Here is an 18699-nt window from a genome sequence, read left to right on the forward strand (position 1 = left end):
GCAGCGTCCGCTCGGCAGGTGGTCGACTACCGGTTCGACCTGGTCAACGACGTGACGAGCGGCGATTCGGGTCTTGAACAGTCCCGAGCGGCGCGGCTGCCGTCGCGTTTCGTTCCCTGGTGCGGCTGCTCGGCGCGGCGGCCTGGCGGGTGGCGGCCTGCGGACGGCGGGCACCGTCGCCCGGGTGTGCCGGGAGCTGGGCGATGCGCCGCAGCCGCCAGACCAGGACGTCACTCACGTCATCAGCGCTTTCAAGTTCGCGCATGTCGATGGCCTGGCGCAGGAGGGCTTCGGAGTCGTGGCCCGCCCGTTCGGCCTGCGCGAGGGTGGCGACCAGGGCGTCGGTCCTCGCTTCCATGCCCCCTGGCCGTACGACCTTCTCCGGCAGGACGGCGCGAAGGGTGGCTTCGTGCGTCCGGCGCTGGGCTTCTGGAAGAGTCCGACCTTGGTCGCGCAGCAATCGCATCGGGGTGGCAGCGGCCTGCCGGTAGGCGGTGCGCAGGTGCGCGGCGGCTTGTCGGGAGGCGTGGGCCTGCTGGGCGTGTCCGCGGGCGGAGTGCCAGCGGGCGGCGGCGAGGGTGACGAGGACGAGGGTGGAGACGAGCATGGCGGTGGTGCCGCCGTCCTCGCCTCGGCCGAGCGCTCCGCCGGCCTGGACAATGCCTCGGGCGGCTGAGCGGAGGGCCCGGGTGTCGGCGCGTTCGGCGCGGACATGACTGCGGGTTGCCCGTTCGAAGGCGCGAGCTGCGGCGGCCAGCTCGGTGCGTGTGGTGGCCGGTGAGGTCTGGGCCACTGCGTCGAGGAGTTCTCCGACGCCGACGAGCTGGGGGGCGGCCTCGCCGTCCTCGTCGCGTTCCAGGAGCGTGGCCGAGCACTCTGCGATGACGGTGGCGTTGCGTCGCTGACGGGCGGGCGGTGACCAGTTCGTCCGGTCAGCGCCGACCGCGGGCGCGCTCGGCTCGTCGGCCCCGTCGGTGAGGCGTAGTCGGATCTTCGGAAGGGAGAGGTCGGGGGCCAGTTTGGAGCCGGGGTACCAGACCGGGACTCCGTCGCGGTTGCGGTCGCCGGGCAGGGCCACGTTGTATCCGAGCGCGTCACCGGACGGTGCGTGCCGCAGCTTCACCCTTACCCCCGCTTCTCGGAGCCGCGTGAAGAACTCCTCTTCCGAATCCGCTCCCGCCACGGCTCGACGAACGGCCTCGCGGAGCGTCTCGCGCGAGGTCTCCGGGCGGCCGGTGCGCTCGGCCTTGAACTTCTCGGCGCTGCTGGGGTTCTTCGCTGCGGTTCCGTCGCCCGCGTTCAGGCGCCGCAGGCCCATCTCCTTCTCGATGCGGCGGCATTCGGCCTGGGCCTTGTTGAAGTCGTAGTTCAGGCGCGGGTTGCGCAGGTCGCCGCGTACGAGGGTGGCGACGATGTGGATGTGGTCTTCCGCGTGGCGGACGGCGATCCACCGGCAGCCGTCGGGGTCTCCATGCTGGGCGATGCCGGTGGCGTGGACGATGCGCTGGGCGACGGCGTTCCACTCCTCGTCGTCCAGCCGCCGGTCCCCGGGGGCGGTGCGGACCGAGCAGTGCCAGACGTGCTTGGCGGGTGCGCGGTCGCCGGCCTGCTTGACCCGCAGGTCTAGGGCGGCGGTGAGCCGGGCGAGGGTGACCTTCGGGTCGGGGTCGAGGCCGGGGTCGCGGCCGGGGTCGGGGGCGAAGCCGTCCCAGGAGCCGACGAGGTGCGCGTCGGTGTGCTCCTCGCGCCGTCCGGGGCCGTACAGGTAGACGAGGAGGCCGTGGGTGCGGGAGCCGCGTCCGATGTCGGGAACCATCACAGCCGCCGGGTCACCAGGTCGTTCGCCGCGTCATCGACGCGGGCGAGAAGTCCGGTCAGCGCGCCCAGCGCGTGTTCGAGTTCACCGGCGCGCGGCTGTCCACCGCTGTTGAGGACGAAGGCGATCTGGTTGATGTTGTTGCCGATCCGGGCCAGCGCGGTGCGCAGAGCGGCGAGTTCGTCGATGGCGGTGTCGAGCTGGTCGTTGCTGTGCACGGCGGCGCATCCGCGGGCGGCGCTCAGGCCGGAGACGGCGAGGAAGCGGGCGACGGTGACGCCGCGCTTGGTGGCGGCCTCGGCGATCTCGGTCTTCTCGGAGTCGGAGAGGCGGGTGGTCGTCTTGCGGGTGCGCTCGCTGGGGTTGCGGGTGCGGCGGCGCGGTTTGCGGTCGGGGTAGGCGGGCGTGCTCGGGCTCGGCTGCTCGCGGTGGTCGTCGCGGTCGGCTTCTCCCCCGGTGACCGGCGCCCCCTGGTGCCGGTTGCCCGGCTGGTCCCCGTGCGCCCTCGCTCGGGGACCAGCCGGGCTTCCCCCGCCCTCCTGGGCAGGGGCAAGTGCGTACGTCGGGCCGTAGGACCGTCGTACGCGATAGCTTGCTCCGCCAGGAGCCGTGGTGGGGTCACGCTGCTGTCCAGCGGAGGTGGCCACCGGGTCGTTGGTGTTCACCGGCTCGTCTCCGGGTCCTGCTGCTGGATTTCGCGGACGAGATCCTCGATCCAGTCCATGGCCAGGACCGGGTGATGCAGGGTCCAGGGCCGGTCATGCTGCTCACGCTGCACGATCCAGGAGGTGTCGGGGCCGGACCGGGCACGGTGCAGGTGTCCGTGCTGGTGCAGGACGGTCAGCCAGGAGTCGACTTCGGCGGGCGTGGCCGGGTGAGTGCGCATCGGGTGCTCTCCGCTTCTGCTGTGGCGGGGTGTCTCGGAGACGTACGGGGCGGGTGACCGGTCGGGGTGACCGCCTCGGTCACCCGCTCCGTGGAGGTCCGGTCAGGGCCGGGCGGAAGCGACCGGCTGGCGGTGCTGCTCGCGAAGCTGGGCCATCAGCGCGGTCAGGGTGTCGCTGGACAGCGGGATCTGCTGACCTCGGATCGCCTGGGCGACCACTTTGCGGGTCAGTTTGTCCTCGGCCCTGACCGCCGACCGGGCGATCGCCAGCAGCTCCTCGGTGTCCGGGTCAGGACGCCGGTCACCAGTCGGCCGAGCGGCCCGGTCAGTGACCGGCGGCGAGGTGACCGGCGGGGCACTGACCGCCGCCGGGCTGTCCTGGTCATCACCGACCGGGGCCGCACTGCTGGGGCGGTCAGTGACCGTCCGGCCCTTGTCCGCCTGTCCCGGCAGGTCAAAGGCACCGTAGCTGCGGTTGTGGTGGTCGGTGACCGACTGGCCGCTGGTCGCCGGGGTCGAGTCTCCGGTCACTGACCGGGCGGCGGTGTCCTCGTCGGTCGGGGACAGCGGCAGCCGGTCGGTCAGAGCGGTGACCGACTGACCGGACTTGACCCGACCGGCCGCTGACCGCTGCTGACCGGCTCGGTCGGTCCGAGTGACCTCGATGGCGTCGCTCCGGTCGGTCCCACCGAGGTGACCGGGCTGACCGAGGTTCTGCCGGCCAGAGTCCTCGACCGGGCCCCGGGCAATGAGGATGTAGAGGTGGACCGCTCCGGCAAGTGCGAGCGGGGCGATGGTGGAGAGCACCGCGACCACCGCGTCACCGAGCTGGAGGCCGGTGCCGGCGACCGTGTCCTGGTTGATGCGCACCGCGTGGAGTGCGTTGGCCCAGATGCTGGCGGCGGTGGCCGTGCCGAAGAGCGCCCAGACGTAGAGCCGGGCGCGCAGCGGTGCGTTGCGCAGGACCAGGAGGGCTCGGATGCCGTAGGCGATGAACCCGTCGATCACCAGGGGGAACAGGTAGGTAAGGAAGCCTCGGATGTGGATGGCCACGGCCATCTGCTGCAGGGCGTCGTACGACAGTGCGCACCCCGCGCCCCCGAGCGCCACGACAGCCGCGCGGTCCCACCCGGATATGTGCGCCGTCTTCGACGCGCTTGCGATGTTCATGCCGCCGTCCCGAAGTCGTCGCGGATCAGGCGCTCGCCGCTGGTCTCGGGGGGTGTGGTGTTCGTGGTGGGCTGGTTCAGGGTTCGGTTGCGCTCGGCCCGGCGGATCTCGCGGTACCGCTTCTTGGCGTGCTCCTCGGTGACCTTCAGAAGCCAGGCCAGGCGCTGCTCGCTCACCCCGTGGCGGTAGGCCGCGTACTCGACCGCGCGGCGCTCCGTATGGGTGAGGTGCACGTCGCGTCCGGCGATGGTGGCATTGACGCGGCTGTAGTCGAGGCGGCTGGCGAGCTTGTCGTGCAACGGCCCGCGCTCCTCTTCCGTCAGGCCGCCACGGATCCCGTCGGTGTCACCCCCTTCGAGAGCGGCGTCCAGGCAGGTGCGCCGGACCGGGCACTGGCCGCACAGGGCCTTGGCCGTGGCGATCTTGGCGGTCTCGTCGGGTTCGGGGAAGAAGACTTCGGGGTCCACCGGGTTGTACTCGGTGCTCTGGCAGACGGCGTCGGCCTGCCAGGTCTGGTCGCCGAGCTGACGGTGCTGGGCGGGGCCGTTCATCGTGCTGGTCATGCGGGGTGCTCCGATCGCTCTCCGCGCGCAGGGGCGTCGGCGGAGAGGTGCGCTGGCGGTAGGTGCCCGGGGGGACGGCGGTGCGAGGGCGCGGTCCGGCGGGGTGGCCTGTGGAGGGTCAGGCGGCGGCGCTGTGGCGTCTGCGGTCGACGGCCTCGAACTCGACTCGGGTGGTCATCTGCGCGAGCCTGCTGGCGACTCGGTCCCCGAGGTAGGAACGCAGGTCCTTGATCGCCAGGTTGGTCGTGATCAGCGTGGGGAGTTCGTAGTTGTACCGCCGGTTGATCAGCCGGTACGTGATCTCCTCGACCCACTCGCTCGCCTTGGCCGCGCCGAGGTCGTCGATGATCAGCAGCGGGCACCGGCTGACGGCCGCCAGCTCCCGCTCACTGTCCACCCCGGGCCGGGGGCGGAGGTCGGCGTAGAGGTCGGCGGCGGTGGTCGCCCGCCAGCTCGCGCCGACCCCGCTCTGCACCAGCGCTCGGACCGCGCCGTACGCCTGGTGCGTCTTGCCCGCGCCGACGACCCCGGCCATCAGCAAGCTAGGGCCGGTGGTGACCTGCCGTCGGGCTCCTCGGCTGGGGGCGATGGCCGCGTCGGTGACCTTCCGGACCCACTCCAGGACCGTGGGGTGGTCGGCGACAGCCGCTTGATAGCGCGGGGGCATCCCGGCGAGCAGAGCGTCCAGCGGTGAGAAGGGCTCGGCGTCGTCCGGCAGCGCGGCGTCCGCCGGGTCGATGTTGCGGGCGGCCAGGATCCGGGCCATGCGCTCCAGCGTGGCTTCGTTGCCGAGGAGCTGGGGTTCGCGGTGATGGGTGTGCATCACAGCTCCTCGGCGTAGGCGGCGGAAGCGTTGGCCGGGTTGGTCCACGCCTGGTGAGCGGGCACGTTAGGCCGAATTCCCGGCCGCGCCAAGCCGCCGGGGCGAGCGTTCATCGCTTCGTTGACCATGCTGGTCAGCACGCTCGGGTGCTTGGGGTTGGCCGTGAAGTTCGCCAGCCCGGCTCGGATGTACGTCGGTGCGATGCCCTCGTCCAGGAGCTTCTTGATGATCCGGCCGAGGTGCCCGATCACGTCGCTCGGGGGACGCTGGTCGCACCCGGCGACGTACTCCCCGACGAGGTCCTTGGCGGAGATGCCGGCTGCGGGCGCTGTGCGCCCCGTAGGGACAAGAGATCCAGGATCCAAGATCCTAGATCCAGGCGCCGAGCCTTCGGGGAGGCTTCGGGGAAGGTTCGGGGAGCCGCCGGAGACGCCCCTCTGAGCTGCACTTTTGACTCCGGCCCGCCCGGGTGCGCTGCTGGCTCCATCGGCGGCGTCCTGCCGGTCGGCGCTTGGCACGTCTGCCTGTTCCGACACCGTCGAGGAGGGTGCGGCAGGCAGATCGAGGGCTCGGGGTGCCCTCGCCGAGGTCTCAGCAAGTCCTCGGGAAGTGGTGGGCGAGCCCTTCCCCCTCCGGGAGCAGGAGCCCTTGCAGGGGGCGCACCGGTCGGCAGCCTGGTGCTGCGGGCACGAGGGCAGGCGCGACTGGCTCGGCTTGTCGATCTTCTGGTGCTCGGACCAGGTCACGATGTGGAGGTAGAGGCGGCCGTCGCATCCGGTGTATCGGCAGATCAGTCCGGCGTTCGCGAGCTGATGGAGGTCGTCTTCGACGTGGACCGAGGTGTGCTCGGCGCGCAGGGGCCAGAGAAGCCCCGCGATGATCGCGGCGTTGTCCCGGTGACGGCCATGGTCGTCGGCCTGGGTGAGCAGGCCGAAGAAGGTCCGCTCGGCCGCCACGGTCACTTCGGCGAGCGACTCGGAGGTGAACGCCTCCGGCTTCACAGTTCGGATCCGGGCCATCTCAGCGGCCCCGCTCAGCGGCGACCAGGTCGCTGCGGGTCAGGGTGGCGTCGGCGAGGCAGAAGGTGTGCGGGCGCATCCAGTCCACCTCCGGCCAGACCCGCAGGATCCAGCGTGACGCGACCCTGGCGATCGGGCGGCCCAGCTCCAGGGTCCTTCCGGCCTCGTCCTTGACCACGGCGTGCAGATGAGGCCAAGTCTGTGTCGGGTCTGTGAGGCTGACCCGGATTGCGGCCGCCCCCGGGATCATGTCGGCGAGCTGCGCGGCGAGGCGGCGCGGACGGCCGTCGTCCGCGCAGGCCGGGCTTCCGCTCGGCGTGGCGAGCATGCGATACTCCGTTGTTCGAAGGAGCGCGGTGCGGCGGTCTCGTGCAAGAAGCCCTGCCGCCCGCGTGATGTGTAATTGGCGCCCCTCGGGGTGCCAGCCCGGCGCTTGGGAGTTGGTAGCTCCTCGGCGCCGGTTTCAGTTTTGGGGTCAGATCACGGGTCGTATGTCGGCATCCGTCCCGCCTCCTTTTCGCTGGTCATCGGCCCCTTTCCGGGGCACTGCCCGGCGTGGGACGACGAACATACGTAGACCCCGCGGACAAGTCCATCCCGCAGTCCGGAAGATCATTTGCGGTCGTCTTACTCCGTGTCGGCCGCTCTCAGGAGGGCGATGCCGACGTGGATCCATGCCGCCCGGCGAGCGCCGCAAGCGCTTGTCGCGTGAGCGATTACGGCATACGAATATGCACAGAGGACCCCCAGGGCTCGGCACCGTAGAATCGGGCCTGACCAACAGGTGCGATACGGAAACGTACGTCAGTTTCGAAAATGCATCAACCCTGGCTTACAGTTGACCCCGACACCGAGCCCATCGCCACCTCACACCAGGAGTCCCAGTGCCCCCTCGCCAGTTCGACGGCAGCCGCGTGCGTGCTGTCCGCCGACGCAGGGACATGCACCAGAGACAGTTGGGCGAACTGGTGGGCGTCAGTGGTGCCACCGTCGCACGATGGGAATCCGGGAAGGATTTCCCCAAGGGCGAGAAGCTGCCGGCGATCGCCACGGCGCTCAACGAGCCACTCGACGAACTGTTCCCTCACGACGGGCCGCCGGACCTACAGCTCCTACGCTGCGACGCCGGTCTCAGCGTGGCGGAGGCCACCGAAATCATCGGCGCAAGCCGGGGGCCGGTGGGCAATGCCGAGTCCGGGCGGCGCAGGCTCAACGCCAGCTATGTGAAGCCGCTGGCGGCGGCGTACGGGGTTACTGAGGAGGAGCTGCTCGCGGCGCAAGATCGCTCGTTCGGCATCCGCACCACCGCCCCACATGGCGATCGAGAGGCCGCGCCTCGCACGGTCGGAGAAAAGATCAACTTTCTCCTGCAGTACGGTTCCACCGGCGAGGAGGCGCTTTCCGACGCGGAGATCGCGCGACTCGTCAACGAGCATGCGCCGACCGCAGCCGTCACCGCCGAGGGCATCGGCGAGCTGCGCGACGGAACCGAGACCGCGGCATCGGATGAAATGCGCGCCGGCCTGGCGCACGCCTTCCAGGTCCCGGCCTGGCTGTTCGGCGATGACGCCGAACTAAGCCCCATGGTCCAGGAGTTTCTGGAGGCTGTTCGCTTCATCGGCTCGATTCACCAGGGACACATCCTCGGTTTGGCCGCACGCGGCAGCGAGATCCTCTCCCGCAGATCGATGGCCGACATCAACAGGCTCGTAGGAGAGCTGCGGCACGCTCTGTCCGAGGTTCAGGACAAGGAGTAGCCCCGCTGGCTAGTAGCGGTCGGGGGGAGATCAGTTGCGGTACCGCCGCCTTGCGGGCGCGACCGAGGGAGGACCCCTGACCGCCTATCGCCCCTCGGCTCTGACCGGGCCAGCCCACATCTCGGACCGGATGCACGAAGGGACTACGGCTCGGCCTCCAGGGAGGCCGAGCCGTAGTCCCTTCATACGGACGGAATCGACGCCGATCTACGAAGCGGTCAGGTCGACGTCGAACAGCTCGGACAGGGCTGTGACCGTCTGCTTCGGGTCCTGGTTGTGCACTCCCGCGAGACCGAGCTGCTCCGCTGCCTGGACGTACGCCTCGGTGTCATCGACGAAGACGCACTCTTCGGCAGGCAGGCCCATCAGCTTCAGCGTGGCCTCGAAGAGCTGGGCGTCGGGCTTGCGCATCATGTGGTGCTCGCTGATGACGACGACGTCGTACAGCTTCTCTAGCTCGTAGCCGGCATACAGGTCCCACGGCTCCAGGCCCACGGAATTCGACAGGATGCCGACCTTGATCCCGGCCCGGCGGGCTGCGGCGGCAGCGTCGATCAGCAGCGGCTCAGGGCGGAGGTCGCCGAAGATCCTCCCCATCAGCCCGTCCGCAGGCACATTCAGCATCCTGCCGGCGAACTCGTTCCACTCGCGCTGGGACACCACTCCGCGTTCCAGATCGCTGGTGATCCGGACGCCCTCCGGGTCCTTATACAGGGCAGTGAGGCAGGCCCCCTGAGGAAGCCCTTCACGCTGCTCGAACGCCAACACAGCGGGCAGCAGGGGGGTGGTGAGAACGCCTCCGAAATCAAGAATGAGGCCGGTACGGCGGTTGGACATGCGGGGAACTCCATTGCTGAGATTTCGGACGCCTATCCAGACCGGACAGCGTCACGGACCCGGCGAACATGGCGGTCGCAGAAACTGCGCATCGCAGGCCAGGAAGTGCACTTACAGGGCGGGGCAAAACCTCTTTGTCCGCCTTGCCCACGGTACCAGTCGCCACCACACGCTCGATGGTGCCGAATCTCACGCCAGCCCTACAAGATCGCATCTCTAAGTGACAGGGTGTATACGTGAAAACGCAGATGCAGCAAGCTCACCGCGCACCGCGCACCGCGCTTCAGTACTACTGCAGAGATTCCGATTCCAAATTCTCAGAGTCATGAAGAACTTCTCGCGCTTGGTCACCGGTGATCCGCGTGTAGACCGTACTGACTCGCACGTACCACGCAGCTTCACTTTCGGTGTCCACGAACGGCTTGTCTCTCATCAGGGAGGCCGAAGACGGCCTGACGGATTCCGCGTTAGCGGCAAGCAGACCAGCCTTTATCCAGTAAGCCTCCGCAGCAGGCTCGGGATCGGAGTGTGGGGTCGCCTTGTCCTCCGCAGCAAACATCAAGTCGCTCGGCACGTAGTAGCGCAGTTTCTCGCAGGCGTCGGAGATATCCTGCGTCCATCGATCCAAGCGAACATCAATGGGGACGCGAAACTGCAAAAGTTCCGTGATCCGTCGGCCGGGAGGGTACAGGCTTGTTCCGGGAAAAGCCTCGACTAGATCGAACCAGAGCGGATAGATCAGGTTCAGGGTTCGGAACGTCTTCCATCGCGCAGCAGCCGCGCGGGTCGTCGGGATGCTCGCCCCAACTGCGACGATAACGAAAAGGAGATTCATCCAGATCGCAGTGGCATCGACCAGGAATCGCACCGTCGATTGACTGAGAGGGAATATTACGGCACTCCACAAGATGGCAATTCTAGCTATCGTGTGAACGAGCCCCATCCACATCGCGAAACCCATCAAACCGAGCCCGATGCGCATGCTTGTGCTCTCAGCACGGCGTGCCGCCCTCGTCCACTGATAGCCGCATACGGCGGTGGTGACTAGCGGAAAGAAATAGAACACGGTCATGTAGACCGCCACGCCCCATTCTCCCGCATGATCAACGAGGAAGTCCTCGCTCGGCCGATCGCGTTGGACAACGGTAAAGAAGAGGATCGCGAGCAGCACCACGCCGACGGCTCCCGCCTTGTACGACGCTCGGGCGATCCACCGTGAGAACTCCACGTGCCTGGGCACGACCGCCTCAGCGGTCTTGCCGTAGCTGGTGGCGACATAGGTCAGAGCCGCCATGATCGCCGCAGTGCTGGCAAAGTGCCGGAGCAAAGCGCTGAGATCGACCACCGGAATACGATCGACCGCGTCCATTGCTGCTGGGGTGTACAGACACAGGGCCACTGCAAACCCGGCGTAGCCGCCCCAGAGCGCCCTACGATGCGCATCGCCATACCTGACTGCCGGGAAACGCCAGATGGAGATCAGCGTCATGACTGCCGCAGTGAAGTATTTGAAGAAGTCGAACACGGAATCAGTCGATCTATAGGTGCCACACCTGTCGCCGCTCACGGGCCCTGCAGAGTGCAGACTTGGTCAGTGCGAGATTACGGATCGTGTGGAGCTACCGCCGACGCCGCGGCGGGGCAACCGGATGCGCCAATGAATATTCCAACAGGCTGATCACATCGTCTCCGGTAGCAGACTGGCGACGTGCCAGGCGCTTGATCAATGACGCTGAAAGCTCAGCCTGCTTCTCCTCGTGGCTGTCGAAATCGACGCGCGCTTGGATGAGGGCTGATGGGTAGCGCCGAAGCACTTCTTGCCGGATGCGCTCAGGGACGTAGCGCTCGATTTCAACGGCCGTCAGAGAGGTGCCGTGATCCATCCACTCATGCGCGATCTCATGGAGGATGATGTGTTCTGTTTGATTTCTGCTTGAGCGGCGACGATAGAGAATGATGGTTACCTGGGGAGTTTTAACCCGAAGGCCGCACGCTGTCCCGAGGCCCCCGTCTGGGTCGTCCAATGGGACCAGTTGGATCTGACGACCCAGCGCGCTTTCCATATTGCTCACCAGCGTCTCGACGCTGAAGGGGGTTGGTATAGGGAGATCGGCGAGCTTCCTCTCGCATTCCCTCACAAGGGCGCGACGTGAAGGATCCCTACGCCAACGCATAGTCGCTCCATTCTCACTGCAGACCCCATACCTCAACGCGCGTACGCGAGGCGCTGGCAGGCTGGAGCCCGTATTCGATGCGCACGGTGCTAGACCGGCACGCACTGTCCGCGCCTAAGCGTACAAGGGGGATTAAGTGATCATGAGAGAAGAACGTTTTGCAAAGGTCACCCGGGTGTGGAGGATCACTGAAGCAAAGAAAGATCAAAAACGGTCGGCGATCTTTCCTATTGATCTTGAGATGCCTTTGGGGCGCGCTCTCGGGATGCACTCCGTTTCTCGCCGAGCGCCGTTTCTCAGAAGACCCGAGGACCTTCGCTAACCCGTCGCCCAAATAGCCTAGTTGACGGCCGAGAAATGCAACGAGTCGTCCAACAGGAAGGGTTGTGTTCGTGCGGATGTCTCAGTGCTGGTCGAGGAGGCGCTCGGCTCGCGCTAGATCCTCGGGGGTGTCTACTGCCACTCCGTCGTCCAAGACGGGCACCATCCGCACGGCGTGGCCGTGTTCGACGAAGCGCAGCATCTCCACTCCCTCGGCACGCTCCAGGGGCCCCTGCTGGAGCCGCCGGAAGTGCTGGAGAGCCTCGCCGGTGAAGCCGTAGAGGCCCAGTTGGCGCAGGTACTTCGGCCGGTCGCCCCTGGGGTACGGGATGGGCTGGCGCGAGAACATGAGGGCCTCGCTGCGGGCCGTGACGACGACCTTGACGACGTTGTGGTCCAGGACGGCGCCGACGTCGACCAGCTCGGTGTAGGCGTTCACGGCGAAGGTGCCGGGCGGAGTGAATTCCAGGGCCTCGGAGACGTCGTTGATGGCGGTCGGCGAGATGAACGGCTCGTCGCCCTGGACGTTGATGTATCCGTCGGCCGGTAGGCGGTCGGCGACCTCTGCGACGCGGTCGGTGCCGGTGAGGTGCTCCCCGGTGCGGATGCAGTCGATGCCGAGTTTGCGGCACGCCGCTTCGATGCGCTCGTCGTCCGTGGCGACGATGGCCCCGTCAAGGCGTTTGGCTTCCAGGCAGCGCTGGTGGACGTGCCAGAGCAGCGGCTTGTCGCCGAGGAGGGCCAGTGGTTTGCCGGGGAAGCGGGAGGCACCCCAGCGGCACGGTATGACGGCGATGTGCCGGCGCCGTTGGGCGGCGGTCTGGCGGGCTGTGGTGGCGGCCACGGCGTCCTCCTGGTGGTCGGGTTCGGGCAGGCTTCAGGTGAGCTGGGCGAGCTTGGCGCAGACGGTGGGTGAGGAAGTGGTCGCGAACGGCCGCCACTGGTAGCCGTCGACCTCCTCCTCCTGCAGCGTCACCACCTGATCGGTCACGAGTTGGAAGGCCCAGCGGAAGTCCACGTGATGGTGGGCCGGCTCGTTCTTCGACGGGTTCGCGTCGATCGCGTGCACGTCGATGTCGAGGGGGATGTCCTCGTGGCCGACGAGGGGGACCACGGCGCTCGGCGGGATGCCGGCCTCCTCGTGCAGTTCGCGCAGGGCGGCGTCGCGCAGGCGCTGGTCGGACGGTTCGTTGTGCCCGCCGGGCGCCAGAAGTTTCCCGGACGCCTTGTGCAGGATGTGAAGCACGTGCCGTTCACCGTTGATGACGATGGCGCTGCAGGTCACGTGTGCGGGGAAGGTCTTGCGGCTGGTGGGATCGTCCGTGCCCGCGAGTACGTCGAAGAGCATCGTCAGGGAGGCGCGCTCGTCCGGGTGGCGGGCGAGGTACGCCTCGGTGACGGTGCGGACGTGTCCGGTGGAGGGTGGCAACGAGGTCACCTTTCGAAGTGGCGGAGCCAGGTCCTGGCGATGGTGTCGCGGTCGGCCGCCGGCATCTCGTGCAGTCCGGGCTGGAGCCGCGCGTGGCTGAGTGCGGCGGTGGCGGCGAGTATCTCGGCCTGGACGAGGTGGATGTAGGTGCCGACGGCGGCGCCGTGCACGAAGTTGACGGCACCGCCGTCGGCGAGAACGTAAAAGTAGTGGCCGGTGACCTCGTACCGGGTCAACTGGGGTCCGACGGGCTGACGTTCGTAGAGGTCGTCGAGGCTGCCGAGTTCGAGTTCGTCCTCGGAGGAAGTCACCGATCCGAGGTACGCGCCGTTGCGCAGGGCGGCGAAATCCTCGTGCCGGAGGGCGAGATTGCCGGTGGCACACAGGACGAGATCCGCGTCGTGAACGGCCTCGGTGGTGGAGGCGCTGGTGTGGAAGCCGAGGGCGTGCGCCTGTACCCGCTTGACCGCGTCGTTGTCGTACACGGTGACGCGCAGGTCCTGGGCACGCAGGGTCTGCGCAATCGAGCGACCGATCTTGCCGAAGCCGATGACGCAGGCGCTGCGGCTCGTGAGGATGTCCCCGCGGGCGCGGACGAGGGCGTCGGTAGAGAACACGATGGACCGGCCGACGAGGTGGTCCTCGCAGTCCTTGAGCGGTGAGCGGGCCACGGACAAGACCGGGCACGGGAGCGAGCCGAGGGCCGCGTACCGCTGGTGTCCGTTCTCAGTGTCTTCGACGACACCGAGGATGCGGCCGGAGAACTTGTCCACGAGGGTGTCGAGGCTGGCTGCGAAATAGCCGCCGATGTCGACCAGGACGACGTCCTGGCCGCCAGCCGTGTCCTCCAGGTAGTGCAGGGCCTGAGTCTCGTCGGTGAACCGCTCGCGGCTCAGGTCGTGGACCGGCAGGGTGCGGCGGACGGTGTCGAGGGTCGGCTGGTGGATCGACCGGGGCTTGGGGAGAACAGCGCCGATCGTGGACAGCGCGGTCATCGCGCGCAAGAACGCCGGTCGTTCCTGGAGCAGGTGCGTGATGACCAACGTCGTGATCGGCTGGCCAGCAGGGAACTGCGCGGTGATCCTTCGGAAGAAGGCGTCCAGCCGCGCTCGCTCGGGGGTCTCCATGAGCACTCCTCTCGTGATCCGACTGGTGCGCCTAGGCGGCATGGCTGTAGTCCGGCACCGGGGAGGCCAGCGCCTGCATGTGAGCGCGCAATCCGCTGTGGAGGTCGACGCGCGGCTGCCAGCCGAGGACCTCTCCCGCACGGCCGGGGTCGGCACGCGTGAGGAGGACGTCCCCGTTGCGCACGTGGTCCTGGTGGAGCTGGATCTCGCGGCCGGTGAGGCTGTTGGCGATGTTGATCACGTCCAGCAGGGACGCGTTCGAGCCACCGCCGACGTTGATGGTGCCGTGCGCGTTCGGGACGGTGCCGGCGGCGATCGTGGCGGCGACCACGTCGTCGATGTAGGTGAAGTCGCGGCGCTGGTGGCCGTCTCCGTAAAGGCGCAGGGGTTGTCCGGTCAGGGCGGCGTACAGGGCGCGGTGGGTGAACATGTCGGCACGCTGCCGGGGGCCGTAGACGGTGAAGTACCGCAGGGCGACCACGCTGGGGCCGACGGGGCGCTCGGCGTAGGCGAGACAGAGCTGCTCCTCGGCCAGCTTGGTCACGGCGTACGGGGAGGCGGGGTTGGGGCGGTCGGTCTCGCGACTCGCGTCGCCGTCGGTCGGGCCGTAGACGCTGGAGGAGGAGGCTACGACTAGCCGGGATACGCCGATCCGGGTGGAGGCTTCGAGGACGCGGTGGGTGGCCAGCACGTTGGACGCGAGGTAGTCGCCGAACTGCGGTCCCCACGAGGGCCGTACGCCGGGGATGCCGGCGAGGTGGAAGACGGTGTCGGCGTCGATCAGGAGCGGGTCGATCGCGCAGTGGAGGAGGTCGGCCGTGACGTGGTGGTATCCCGGGCGCCCCCGCAGCGCGGCGAGGTTGGCGGCGGCCGTCGGGTCGGTAGACGGGTCTCGGCGGTCCACGCCAATCACGGTGGTGCCGGCCTGGACGAGGGCGTGGGCGAGGTGGGAGCCGATGAATCCGGCGGAGCCGGTCACCACGGCCCGTCGGGGCGAAGCGTTGGTCGGGGGCTGCTCGTGCTGTGGCACGGAGATCTCCAGAGTGGTGTCGTCTAGGGGGCTGGTCAGGTGAGCCGCGACAGGACGGTTCTGCCGTGCGCGCTGAGCGCGGCGTCGTTCTCCTGGTGGCCTTTGACCAGGGCTGTGGCCGCCTCGATGGCGCCGAAGGACTCCAGGAGGCGTCGTTCGAGGTCGTTGGGCGAGCGTCCGTAGCCGTCGAAGAAGGCGGTGCGGAGGTGGGGGGCTGCCTGCCAGCGTCGGAATTCGAGCCGGGCGAAGTCGCGGACCCTGGCGTCGCGTCGCATGTGCTCGAAGTCGTAGATGCCGAAGGTGTCGCCGAGCAGCCAGTTGCGCGGCTGGTAGTCGAGGTGGCAGATCGCGCTGTCCATGTGGCTGGTGCCCAGGATGACCGCGTGGTGCTTCAGCAGGTTCTCCTCGGCCGCGTCGAGCAGGTCGGCTCGGACGGCCCGGTCGATCCACCCCTGGAACCGCTCGGCGAGTGAGGCGCCAACGGCACCGCCCTGGGGCATGGCCGTGGTCCGGTGCAGCTTGCCCAGCACGTGCCCGGCCTCGTGGTGGGCCAGCTCCTCCTCGGGCGAGCCCGGAGCGAAGGTGTCCGCGCGGTCGCCTGCGAGTGCGGTGAGCAGCAGGGTGTGGGTGGCATCATCCCGGCCGACCAACACCGGCGCATGGCCGGTCAGATGGGTGACCCACGCCCCGTAGGCGTGGAGTTCTCCGGCGTACCGGTCTCGCTCCGCGTGCTGCTTCGCGATGAACTGACGCCCGTCGCCGGCCACCAGGCGTACGACGCGGGGCGGGAGCGCGGGGTCCACTGCGACGTCGACTGTGCCGAGGACGAGGTGCGCCAGTTGTATCCGGGGGTCGCGCGAGGTCGCGATCACGGGGTCGGCTCCGGCGTGAGGAGGCTGAGGTGCTCGGTGTCGTTGTGCCGGTCGAGCATCCAGCGGGTCTGGCCCAGGCGGTTGCGGTGGTGCTGCCAGCGGGTGATGGAGGCGTGGTTGTGGGTGAATCCGGCGGGCGAGCCGATCGGGATGCCCAGCAGCAGGGTGTGTGCGGTGATCACCGTCTCCCCGTGGGCGGCGAAGACGACGCGCTTGCCGTGGTTCTCCTTGATGAGCTGGCTCAGGTTCCTGCTGGCGCGCTTCAGGAACCCGTTCCAGGTGTCGGAGCCGTTGGCCCAGGGCGTGTCGGGGTGGGCGTGCGGCCCGCCGTCGGCGGCCGTCTTCACCGCGTCCCAGGGCTGGCCGTCGGCGTCGCCGTGGACCGGGCCGTCGAGTCGCTCGTCGTGGAGCACGGGGATCTGGAGCGTCTGGGCGATGATCTCGCCGGTCTGGACGAGGCGGATCCGCGGGCCGGTGTAGATGACGTCGAAGGGCTTCTTCAGGTGCTCGGTGGCCAGGCGGCGTGCGGCCTGTTCGGCTTGGGCGTACCCGAGGTTGGTCAGGCCGGTGCAGGTGCGCGGGCCCCCGACGAGGCCGTCGGCGTTGCACTGGGCCTGGCCGTGCCGGACGAAGACGAGTTCGGTGGTGATCATGAGGCTCCTCGGTGCGTGAAGCGGAGGGGCAGGCTGTAGTGGTAGCCGTTGCGGCCGACGTACGGTGCGGTGAGCACGGCGTGCAGGCCCAGGAAGCTGTCGAGCTGGCCTCGGTCCGTCGTGCCCAGCCGGGCGTCGTAGCGTCGGGCTGCCGCGTTGTACGCGAGCAGGGCGGTAGTGACGGCTTGGTCCGTGAGCGGCCCGTAGGTCAGGTGGAGCGTCGCGATGAGCTTGGCGAGGTCGTAGCCCAGCGGGGCGAGGGACAGGTCGTCGGTGTCGACGGCGACGATGTCTTGTGCGGTGATGATGAAGTTCCGCGGGTTGCTGTCCTTGTAGAAGGCGCACGGGCCCTCGGCGGTCGCCTGTAGCAGGCCGAGCATCGCGTGCAGGGCCGTCTTGTTGGGCAGGTAGCCCTGCTCGTGGCGTCGCCGTAGAGCGATCTTCCGGGGCCCGAGGTAGTCGTCGAACTGCGTGCCGTCCTCGAAGTGGTGCGGGGTGTCCACCGACGCGGAGTGCAGGTCGCTGGCCCAAGCGGCACCGTGGGCGTGGCCGAGCAGTTCCGCCACGCGGGGGAGGTCCTCGGGACGTACGGGGCGGCCCTCGATCCGTTTGAACGTCAGGAACCGCGGTCCGGCAGTGTGGAGGGCCGGCTGCCGCAGCGGCTTGGCGTGCGCGGTGAGCCACCGGTAGTGGCGCACCGCCCCCGCCGCGCGCTCCGGTTCCGCGTAGTGCTTGGTGAACGAGGTGTGGCTCATGCCAGCTCTCCTCCTTCCTTCGGCTGAGCGACGACGAATGTGATCCGGGACCGGGTGGTCAGCGGCTGGTCAGGAAGGAACTCGTGCAGGGTCGCCGCTAGGGCACCGGGGTTGCCGTACAGGCCGGGCGCCAGGTCGTACTTGGGATTGGTGGCCAGGTACTGCGCCGTGTGGTCGTGGCCGTCGAAGGTGAAGACGTGCTCCTCGTCCAGGACGGCGATCACGTCGAGCGAGGAGGCGGCCACGTCGGCGAGGTTGCCGCTGTGGGCTGCGGTGTAGAGGCTCTCGTGCTGGGCGGCGCGCGGATCGAGGCCGGCGGCGGCGACCATCTGATCCATTTCCCGGTAGCTGTCGAGGCCCTTGGTGACAAGAACGGCCACACCACCGGGGGCAAGGACCCTGGCGATCTGTCCGATGACGTCCTGGGGGCGCGACGAGTGATAGAGGCAGAACGCCGCGACGACGATGTCGCTCGACCCGGCGGGCAGAGGGAGGTCGTGGAAGTCGCCTTCGACGAAGTCCACCGTGCTGTCGGGCAGGTCCTTGGTGCGCTCGCGGGCCTGGGCGAGCAGGGAGGGGGCGGCATCCAGACCCACGAGGCGTTCGGGCCGGAGCTGCTCGGCGATGACGCGGCTGCTCGTGCCACGACCGCAGCCGATGTCGAGCACCACGCCGAGCCGGTCGGGCCGGGCGTGATGGGTCTGCACCAGGCTGACGATCGTCTCGGGCACCGGGTGGCCAGCGGTCTTGGCGCGCATCAGGGCGCTGGTCCGCCCGGCCAGCCGAGAGGCGTGTCCGTACAGCTCTGACTGTCGGGCGGGGTCCAGGAACGGGTTGGGCTCGTTCATGCCGCACCCCCTGACCGGGGGCGCGGACCGGTCAGGACTGCTCGGCGGCGACCTTCCGCAGCCAGCGGCGCGTCTGACGCCGGTTGGCCAGCAGCACCACGTCGGTGCCGGAGCCGAACTCCTCGATCTTCGCCATCACGCGGGGCCGCATCTTGCGCCGGTACGTGGCGACGTACTTGATCACGCCCCAGTGGATGCGGTTGTGCACCCCGTTGCCCTTGTGCCCGGCCCCGTGCCGGATCTGCCGGGAGAAGATCCCGTACAGCGCCGCCACGGTCGACACGTCCATCAGGACCACCGTGTCGCAGGCTTCGAGCCGTACCTGCAGCGTCGAGTTGTAGTTGCCGTCGATCACCCACCGCGGCTGCGATACCAGCTCGCGCTGGACGTCGGTGAACTTGTCCATGGGCAACGCGTTCCACTCGTCGTCGTAGAACGCGGCGTCCAGGTGCGTCACCGGGGCGTCGAGGATCCTGCCCAGTTCGCGGGCCACGTGGGATTTGCCGCTGCCTCCGCAGCCGACGATGGCGACCTTCTTCATGGTGCTCCAGCGTAGAGAGGTTCGGGTGTCCGGCGGGCCCATCCTCCGGGACGCGCCCGGAGGATCCGCGCGCCGTGG

The 18699-nt window shown here is 68.5% G+C and carries 21 protein-coding genes; 1 reads left to right on the forward strand and 20 read right to left on the reverse strand.

Annotated features, from left to right (window positions below):
• Positions 1 to 43: 43 nt before the first annotated feature.
• The 8 genes from RLT58_RS07795 to RLT58_RS07830 all read right to left on the reverse strand — a co-directional run bounded on the left by RLT58_RS07795 (position 44) and on the right by RLT58_RS07830 (position 6605).
• Entirely contained in the window at positions 44 to 1816 is a 1773-nt protein-coding gene (locus RLT58_RS07795) for a relaxase/mobilization nuclease domain-containing protein (protein ID WP_311309661.1), read from the reverse strand.
• The gene (locus RLT58_RS07800; RefSeq protein ID WP_311309662.1) at positions 1816 to 2481 is read right to left on the reverse strand and encodes a plasmid mobilization protein; all 666 of its coding nucleotides are present in this window, start codon (positions 2479 to 2481) and stop codon (positions 1816 to 1818) included. Before RLT58_RS07800 ends, RLT58_RS07795 begins: the two co-directional genes overlap by 1 nt.
• Positions 2478 to 2702 (reverse strand): hypothetical protein, encoded by a 225-nt coding sequence (locus tag RLT58_RS07805; RefSeq protein WP_311309663.1) that lies wholly within the window; start codon positions 2700 to 2702, stop codon positions 2478 to 2480. Before RLT58_RS07805 ends, RLT58_RS07800 begins: the two co-directional genes overlap by 4 nt.
• A 102-nt stretch (positions 2703 to 2804) precedes the next feature.
• Positions 2805 to 3872 (reverse strand): DUF2637 domain-containing protein, encoded by a 1068-nt coding sequence (locus RLT58_RS07810; protein ID WP_311309664.1) that lies wholly within the window; start codon positions 3870 to 3872, stop codon positions 2805 to 2807.
• Entirely contained in the window at positions 3869 to 4435 is a 567-nt protein-coding gene (locus RLT58_RS07815; RefSeq protein ID WP_109180474.1) for a WhiB family transcriptional regulator, read from the reverse strand. The genes RLT58_RS07810 and RLT58_RS07815 overlap by 4 nt, the downstream gene beginning before the upstream one ends.
• Before the next feature lie 118 nt (positions 4436 to 4553).
• Positions 4554 to 5258, reverse strand: a complete 705-nt coding sequence (locus RLT58_RS07820) for an ATP-binding protein (RefSeq protein WP_311309665.1) — start codon at positions 5256 to 5258, stop codon at positions 4554 to 4556.
• Positions 5258 to 6277, reverse strand: a complete 1020-nt coding sequence (locus tag RLT58_RS07825) for a hypothetical protein (RefSeq protein WP_311309666.1) — start codon at positions 6275 to 6277, stop codon at positions 5258 to 5260. The genes RLT58_RS07820 and RLT58_RS07825 overlap by 1 nt, the downstream gene beginning before the upstream one ends.
• A 1-nt stretch (position 6278) precedes the next feature.
• Positions 6279 to 6605, reverse strand: a complete 327-nt coding sequence (locus RLT58_RS07830; RefSeq protein ID WP_311309667.1) for a transcriptional regulator — start codon at positions 6603 to 6605, stop codon at positions 6279 to 6281.
• A 586-nt stretch (positions 6606 to 7191) separates the two neighbouring features.
• Between RLT58_RS07830 and RLT58_RS07835 the strand changes: the two genes are divergently transcribed.
• Positions 7192 to 8034 carry a helix-turn-helix domain-containing protein gene (locus RLT58_RS07835; RefSeq protein WP_311314443.1) on the forward strand — a complete coding sequence of 281 codons (843 nt, stop codon included), beginning with the start codon at positions 7192 to 7194 and terminating at the stop codon, positions 8032 to 8034.
• A 207-nt stretch (positions 8035 to 8241) separates the two neighbouring features.
• Here the strand turns inward: RLT58_RS07835 and RLT58_RS07840 are convergent, their stop codons facing one another.
• The 12 genes from RLT58_RS07840 to RLT58_RS07895 form a co-directional block, all read right to left on the reverse strand.
• Positions 8242 to 8871, reverse strand: a complete 630-nt coding sequence (locus tag RLT58_RS07840) for an HAD-IA family hydrolase (RefSeq protein WP_311309668.1) — start codon at positions 8869 to 8871, stop codon at positions 8242 to 8244.
• 289 nt (positions 8872 to 9160) lie between these two features.
• Positions 9161 to 10396 carry an MAB_1171c family putative transporter gene (locus RLT58_RS07845; RefSeq protein WP_311309669.1) on the reverse strand — a complete coding sequence of 412 codons (1236 nt, stop codon included), beginning with the start codon at positions 10394 to 10396 and terminating at the stop codon, positions 9161 to 9163.
• 94 nt (positions 10397 to 10490) lie between these two features.
• Positions 10491 to 10934 (reverse strand): hypothetical protein, encoded by a 444-nt coding sequence (locus RLT58_RS07850; protein ID WP_311309670.1) that lies wholly within the window; start codon positions 10932 to 10934, stop codon positions 10491 to 10493.
• Between the two features lie 514 nt (positions 10935 to 11448).
• Positions 11449 to 12210: a 3-deoxy-manno-octulosonate cytidylyltransferase gene (locus RLT58_RS07855; RefSeq protein WP_311309671.1), complete on the reverse strand. Its 762-nt coding sequence runs from the start codon at positions 12208 to 12210 to the stop codon at positions 11449 to 11451.
• 33 nt (positions 12211 to 12243) lie between these two features.
• On the reverse strand, positions 12244 to 12804 hold the full coding sequence (locus RLT58_RS07860) for an NUDIX hydrolase (protein WP_311309672.1): 561 nt from the start codon (positions 12802 to 12804) through the stop codon (positions 12244 to 12246).
• Positions 12801 to 13922, reverse strand: a complete 1122-nt coding sequence (locus tag RLT58_RS07865; protein WP_311309673.1) for an adenosylhomocysteinase — start codon at positions 13920 to 13922, stop codon at positions 12801 to 12803. Before RLT58_RS07865 ends, RLT58_RS07860 begins: the two co-directional genes overlap by 4 nt.
• Before the next feature lie 31 nt (positions 13923 to 13953).
• Complete coding sequence (locus RLT58_RS07870; RefSeq protein ID WP_311309674.1) at positions 13954 to 14952, reverse strand: NAD-dependent epimerase/dehydratase family protein; 999 nt, start codon at positions 14950 to 14952, stop codon at positions 13954 to 13956.
• Positions 14953 to 14987: 35 nt separating this feature from the next.
• Positions 14988 to 15824, reverse strand: coding sequence for an aminoglycoside phosphotransferase/kinase family protein (locus RLT58_RS07875; protein ID WP_311309675.1), 837 nt, complete (start codon positions 15822 to 15824; stop codon positions 14988 to 14990).
• Positions 15821 to 16477 (reverse strand): histidine phosphatase family protein, encoded by a 657-nt coding sequence (locus RLT58_RS07880; RefSeq protein ID WP_311309676.1) that lies wholly within the window; start codon positions 16475 to 16477, stop codon positions 15821 to 15823. The genes RLT58_RS07875 and RLT58_RS07880 overlap by 4 nt, the downstream gene beginning before the upstream one ends.
• Entirely contained in the window at positions 16474 to 17232 is a 759-nt protein-coding gene (locus RLT58_RS07885; RefSeq protein WP_311309677.1) for a phosphotransferase, read from the reverse strand. Before RLT58_RS07885 ends, RLT58_RS07880 begins: the two co-directional genes overlap by 4 nt.
• Complete coding sequence (locus RLT58_RS07890; RefSeq protein ID WP_311309678.1) at positions 17229 to 18080, reverse strand: class I SAM-dependent methyltransferase; 852 nt, start codon at positions 18078 to 18080, stop codon at positions 17229 to 17231. The genes RLT58_RS07885 and RLT58_RS07890 overlap by 4 nt, the downstream gene beginning before the upstream one ends.
• A gap of 31 nt (positions 18081 to 18111) precedes the next feature.
• Entirely contained in the window at positions 18112 to 18621 is a 510-nt protein-coding gene (locus RLT58_RS07895) for a P-loop NTPase family protein (RefSeq protein ID WP_164368110.1), read from the reverse strand.
• Positions 18622 to 18699: the final 78 nt, after the last annotated feature.

The sequence above is a fragment of the Streptomyces sp. ITFR-16 genome (assembly GCF_031844705.1).
Taxonomy (GTDB): Bacteria; Actinomycetota; Actinomycetes; order Streptomycetales; family Streptomycetaceae; genus Streptomyces.

Excerpts from the sequence above, each read along its gene's own strand:
- RLT58_RS07825 (WP_311309666.1), bottom strand. The coding sequence starts at position 6,277 with ATGGCCCGGATCCGAACTGTGAAGCCGGAGGCGTTCACCTCCGAGTCG.
- RLT58_RS07840 (WP_311309668.1), bottom strand. The coding sequence starts at position 8,871 with ATGTCCAACCGCCGTACCGGCCTCATTCTTGATTTCGGAGGCGTTCTC.
- RLT58_RS07850 (WP_311309670.1), bottom strand. The coding sequence starts at position 10,934 with ATGGAAAGCGCGCTGGGTCGTCAGATCCAACTGGTCCCATTGGACGAC.
- RLT58_RS07820 (WP_311309665.1), bottom strand. The coding sequence starts at position 5,258 with ATGCACACCCATCACCGCGAACCCCAGCTCCTCGGCAACGAAGCCACG.
- RLT58_RS07830 (WP_311309667.1), bottom strand. The coding sequence starts at position 6,605 with ATGCTCGCCACGCCGAGCGGAAGCCCGGCCTGCGCGGACGACGGCCGT.
- RLT58_RS07880 (WP_311309676.1), bottom strand. The coding sequence starts at position 16,477 with ATGATCACCACCGAACTCGTCTTCGTCCGGCACGGCCAGGCCCAGTGC.
- RLT58_RS07865 (WP_311309673.1), bottom strand. The coding sequence starts at position 13,922 with ATGGAGACCCCCGAGCGAGCGCGGCTGGACGCCTTCTTCCGAAGGATC.
- RLT58_RS07795 (WP_311309661.1), bottom strand. The coding sequence starts at position 1,816 with ATGGTTCCCGACATCGGACGCGGCTCCCGCACCCACGGCCTCCTCGTC.
- RLT58_RS07810 (WP_311309664.1), bottom strand. The coding sequence starts at position 3,872 with ATGAACATCGCAAGCGCGTCGAAGACGGCGCACATATCCGGGTGGGAC.
- RLT58_RS07890 (WP_311309678.1), bottom strand. The coding sequence starts at position 18,080 with ATGAACGAGCCCAACCCGTTCCTGGACCCCGCCCGACAGTCAGAGCTG.
- RLT58_RS07895 (WP_164368110.1), bottom strand. The coding sequence starts at position 18,621 with ATGAAGAAGGTCGCCATCGTCGGCTGCGGAGGCAGCGGCAAATCCCAC.
- RLT58_RS07815 (WP_109180474.1), bottom strand. The coding sequence starts at position 4,435 with ATGACCAGCACGATGAACGGCCCCGCCCAGCACCGTCAGCTCGGCGAC.
- RLT58_RS07885 (WP_311309677.1), bottom strand. The coding sequence starts at position 17,232 with ATGAGCCACACCTCGTTCACCAAGCACTACGCGGAACCGGAGCGCGCG.
- RLT58_RS07805 (WP_311309663.1), bottom strand. The coding sequence starts at position 2,702 with ATGCGCACTCACCCGGCCACGCCCGCCGAAGTCGACTCCTGGCTGACC.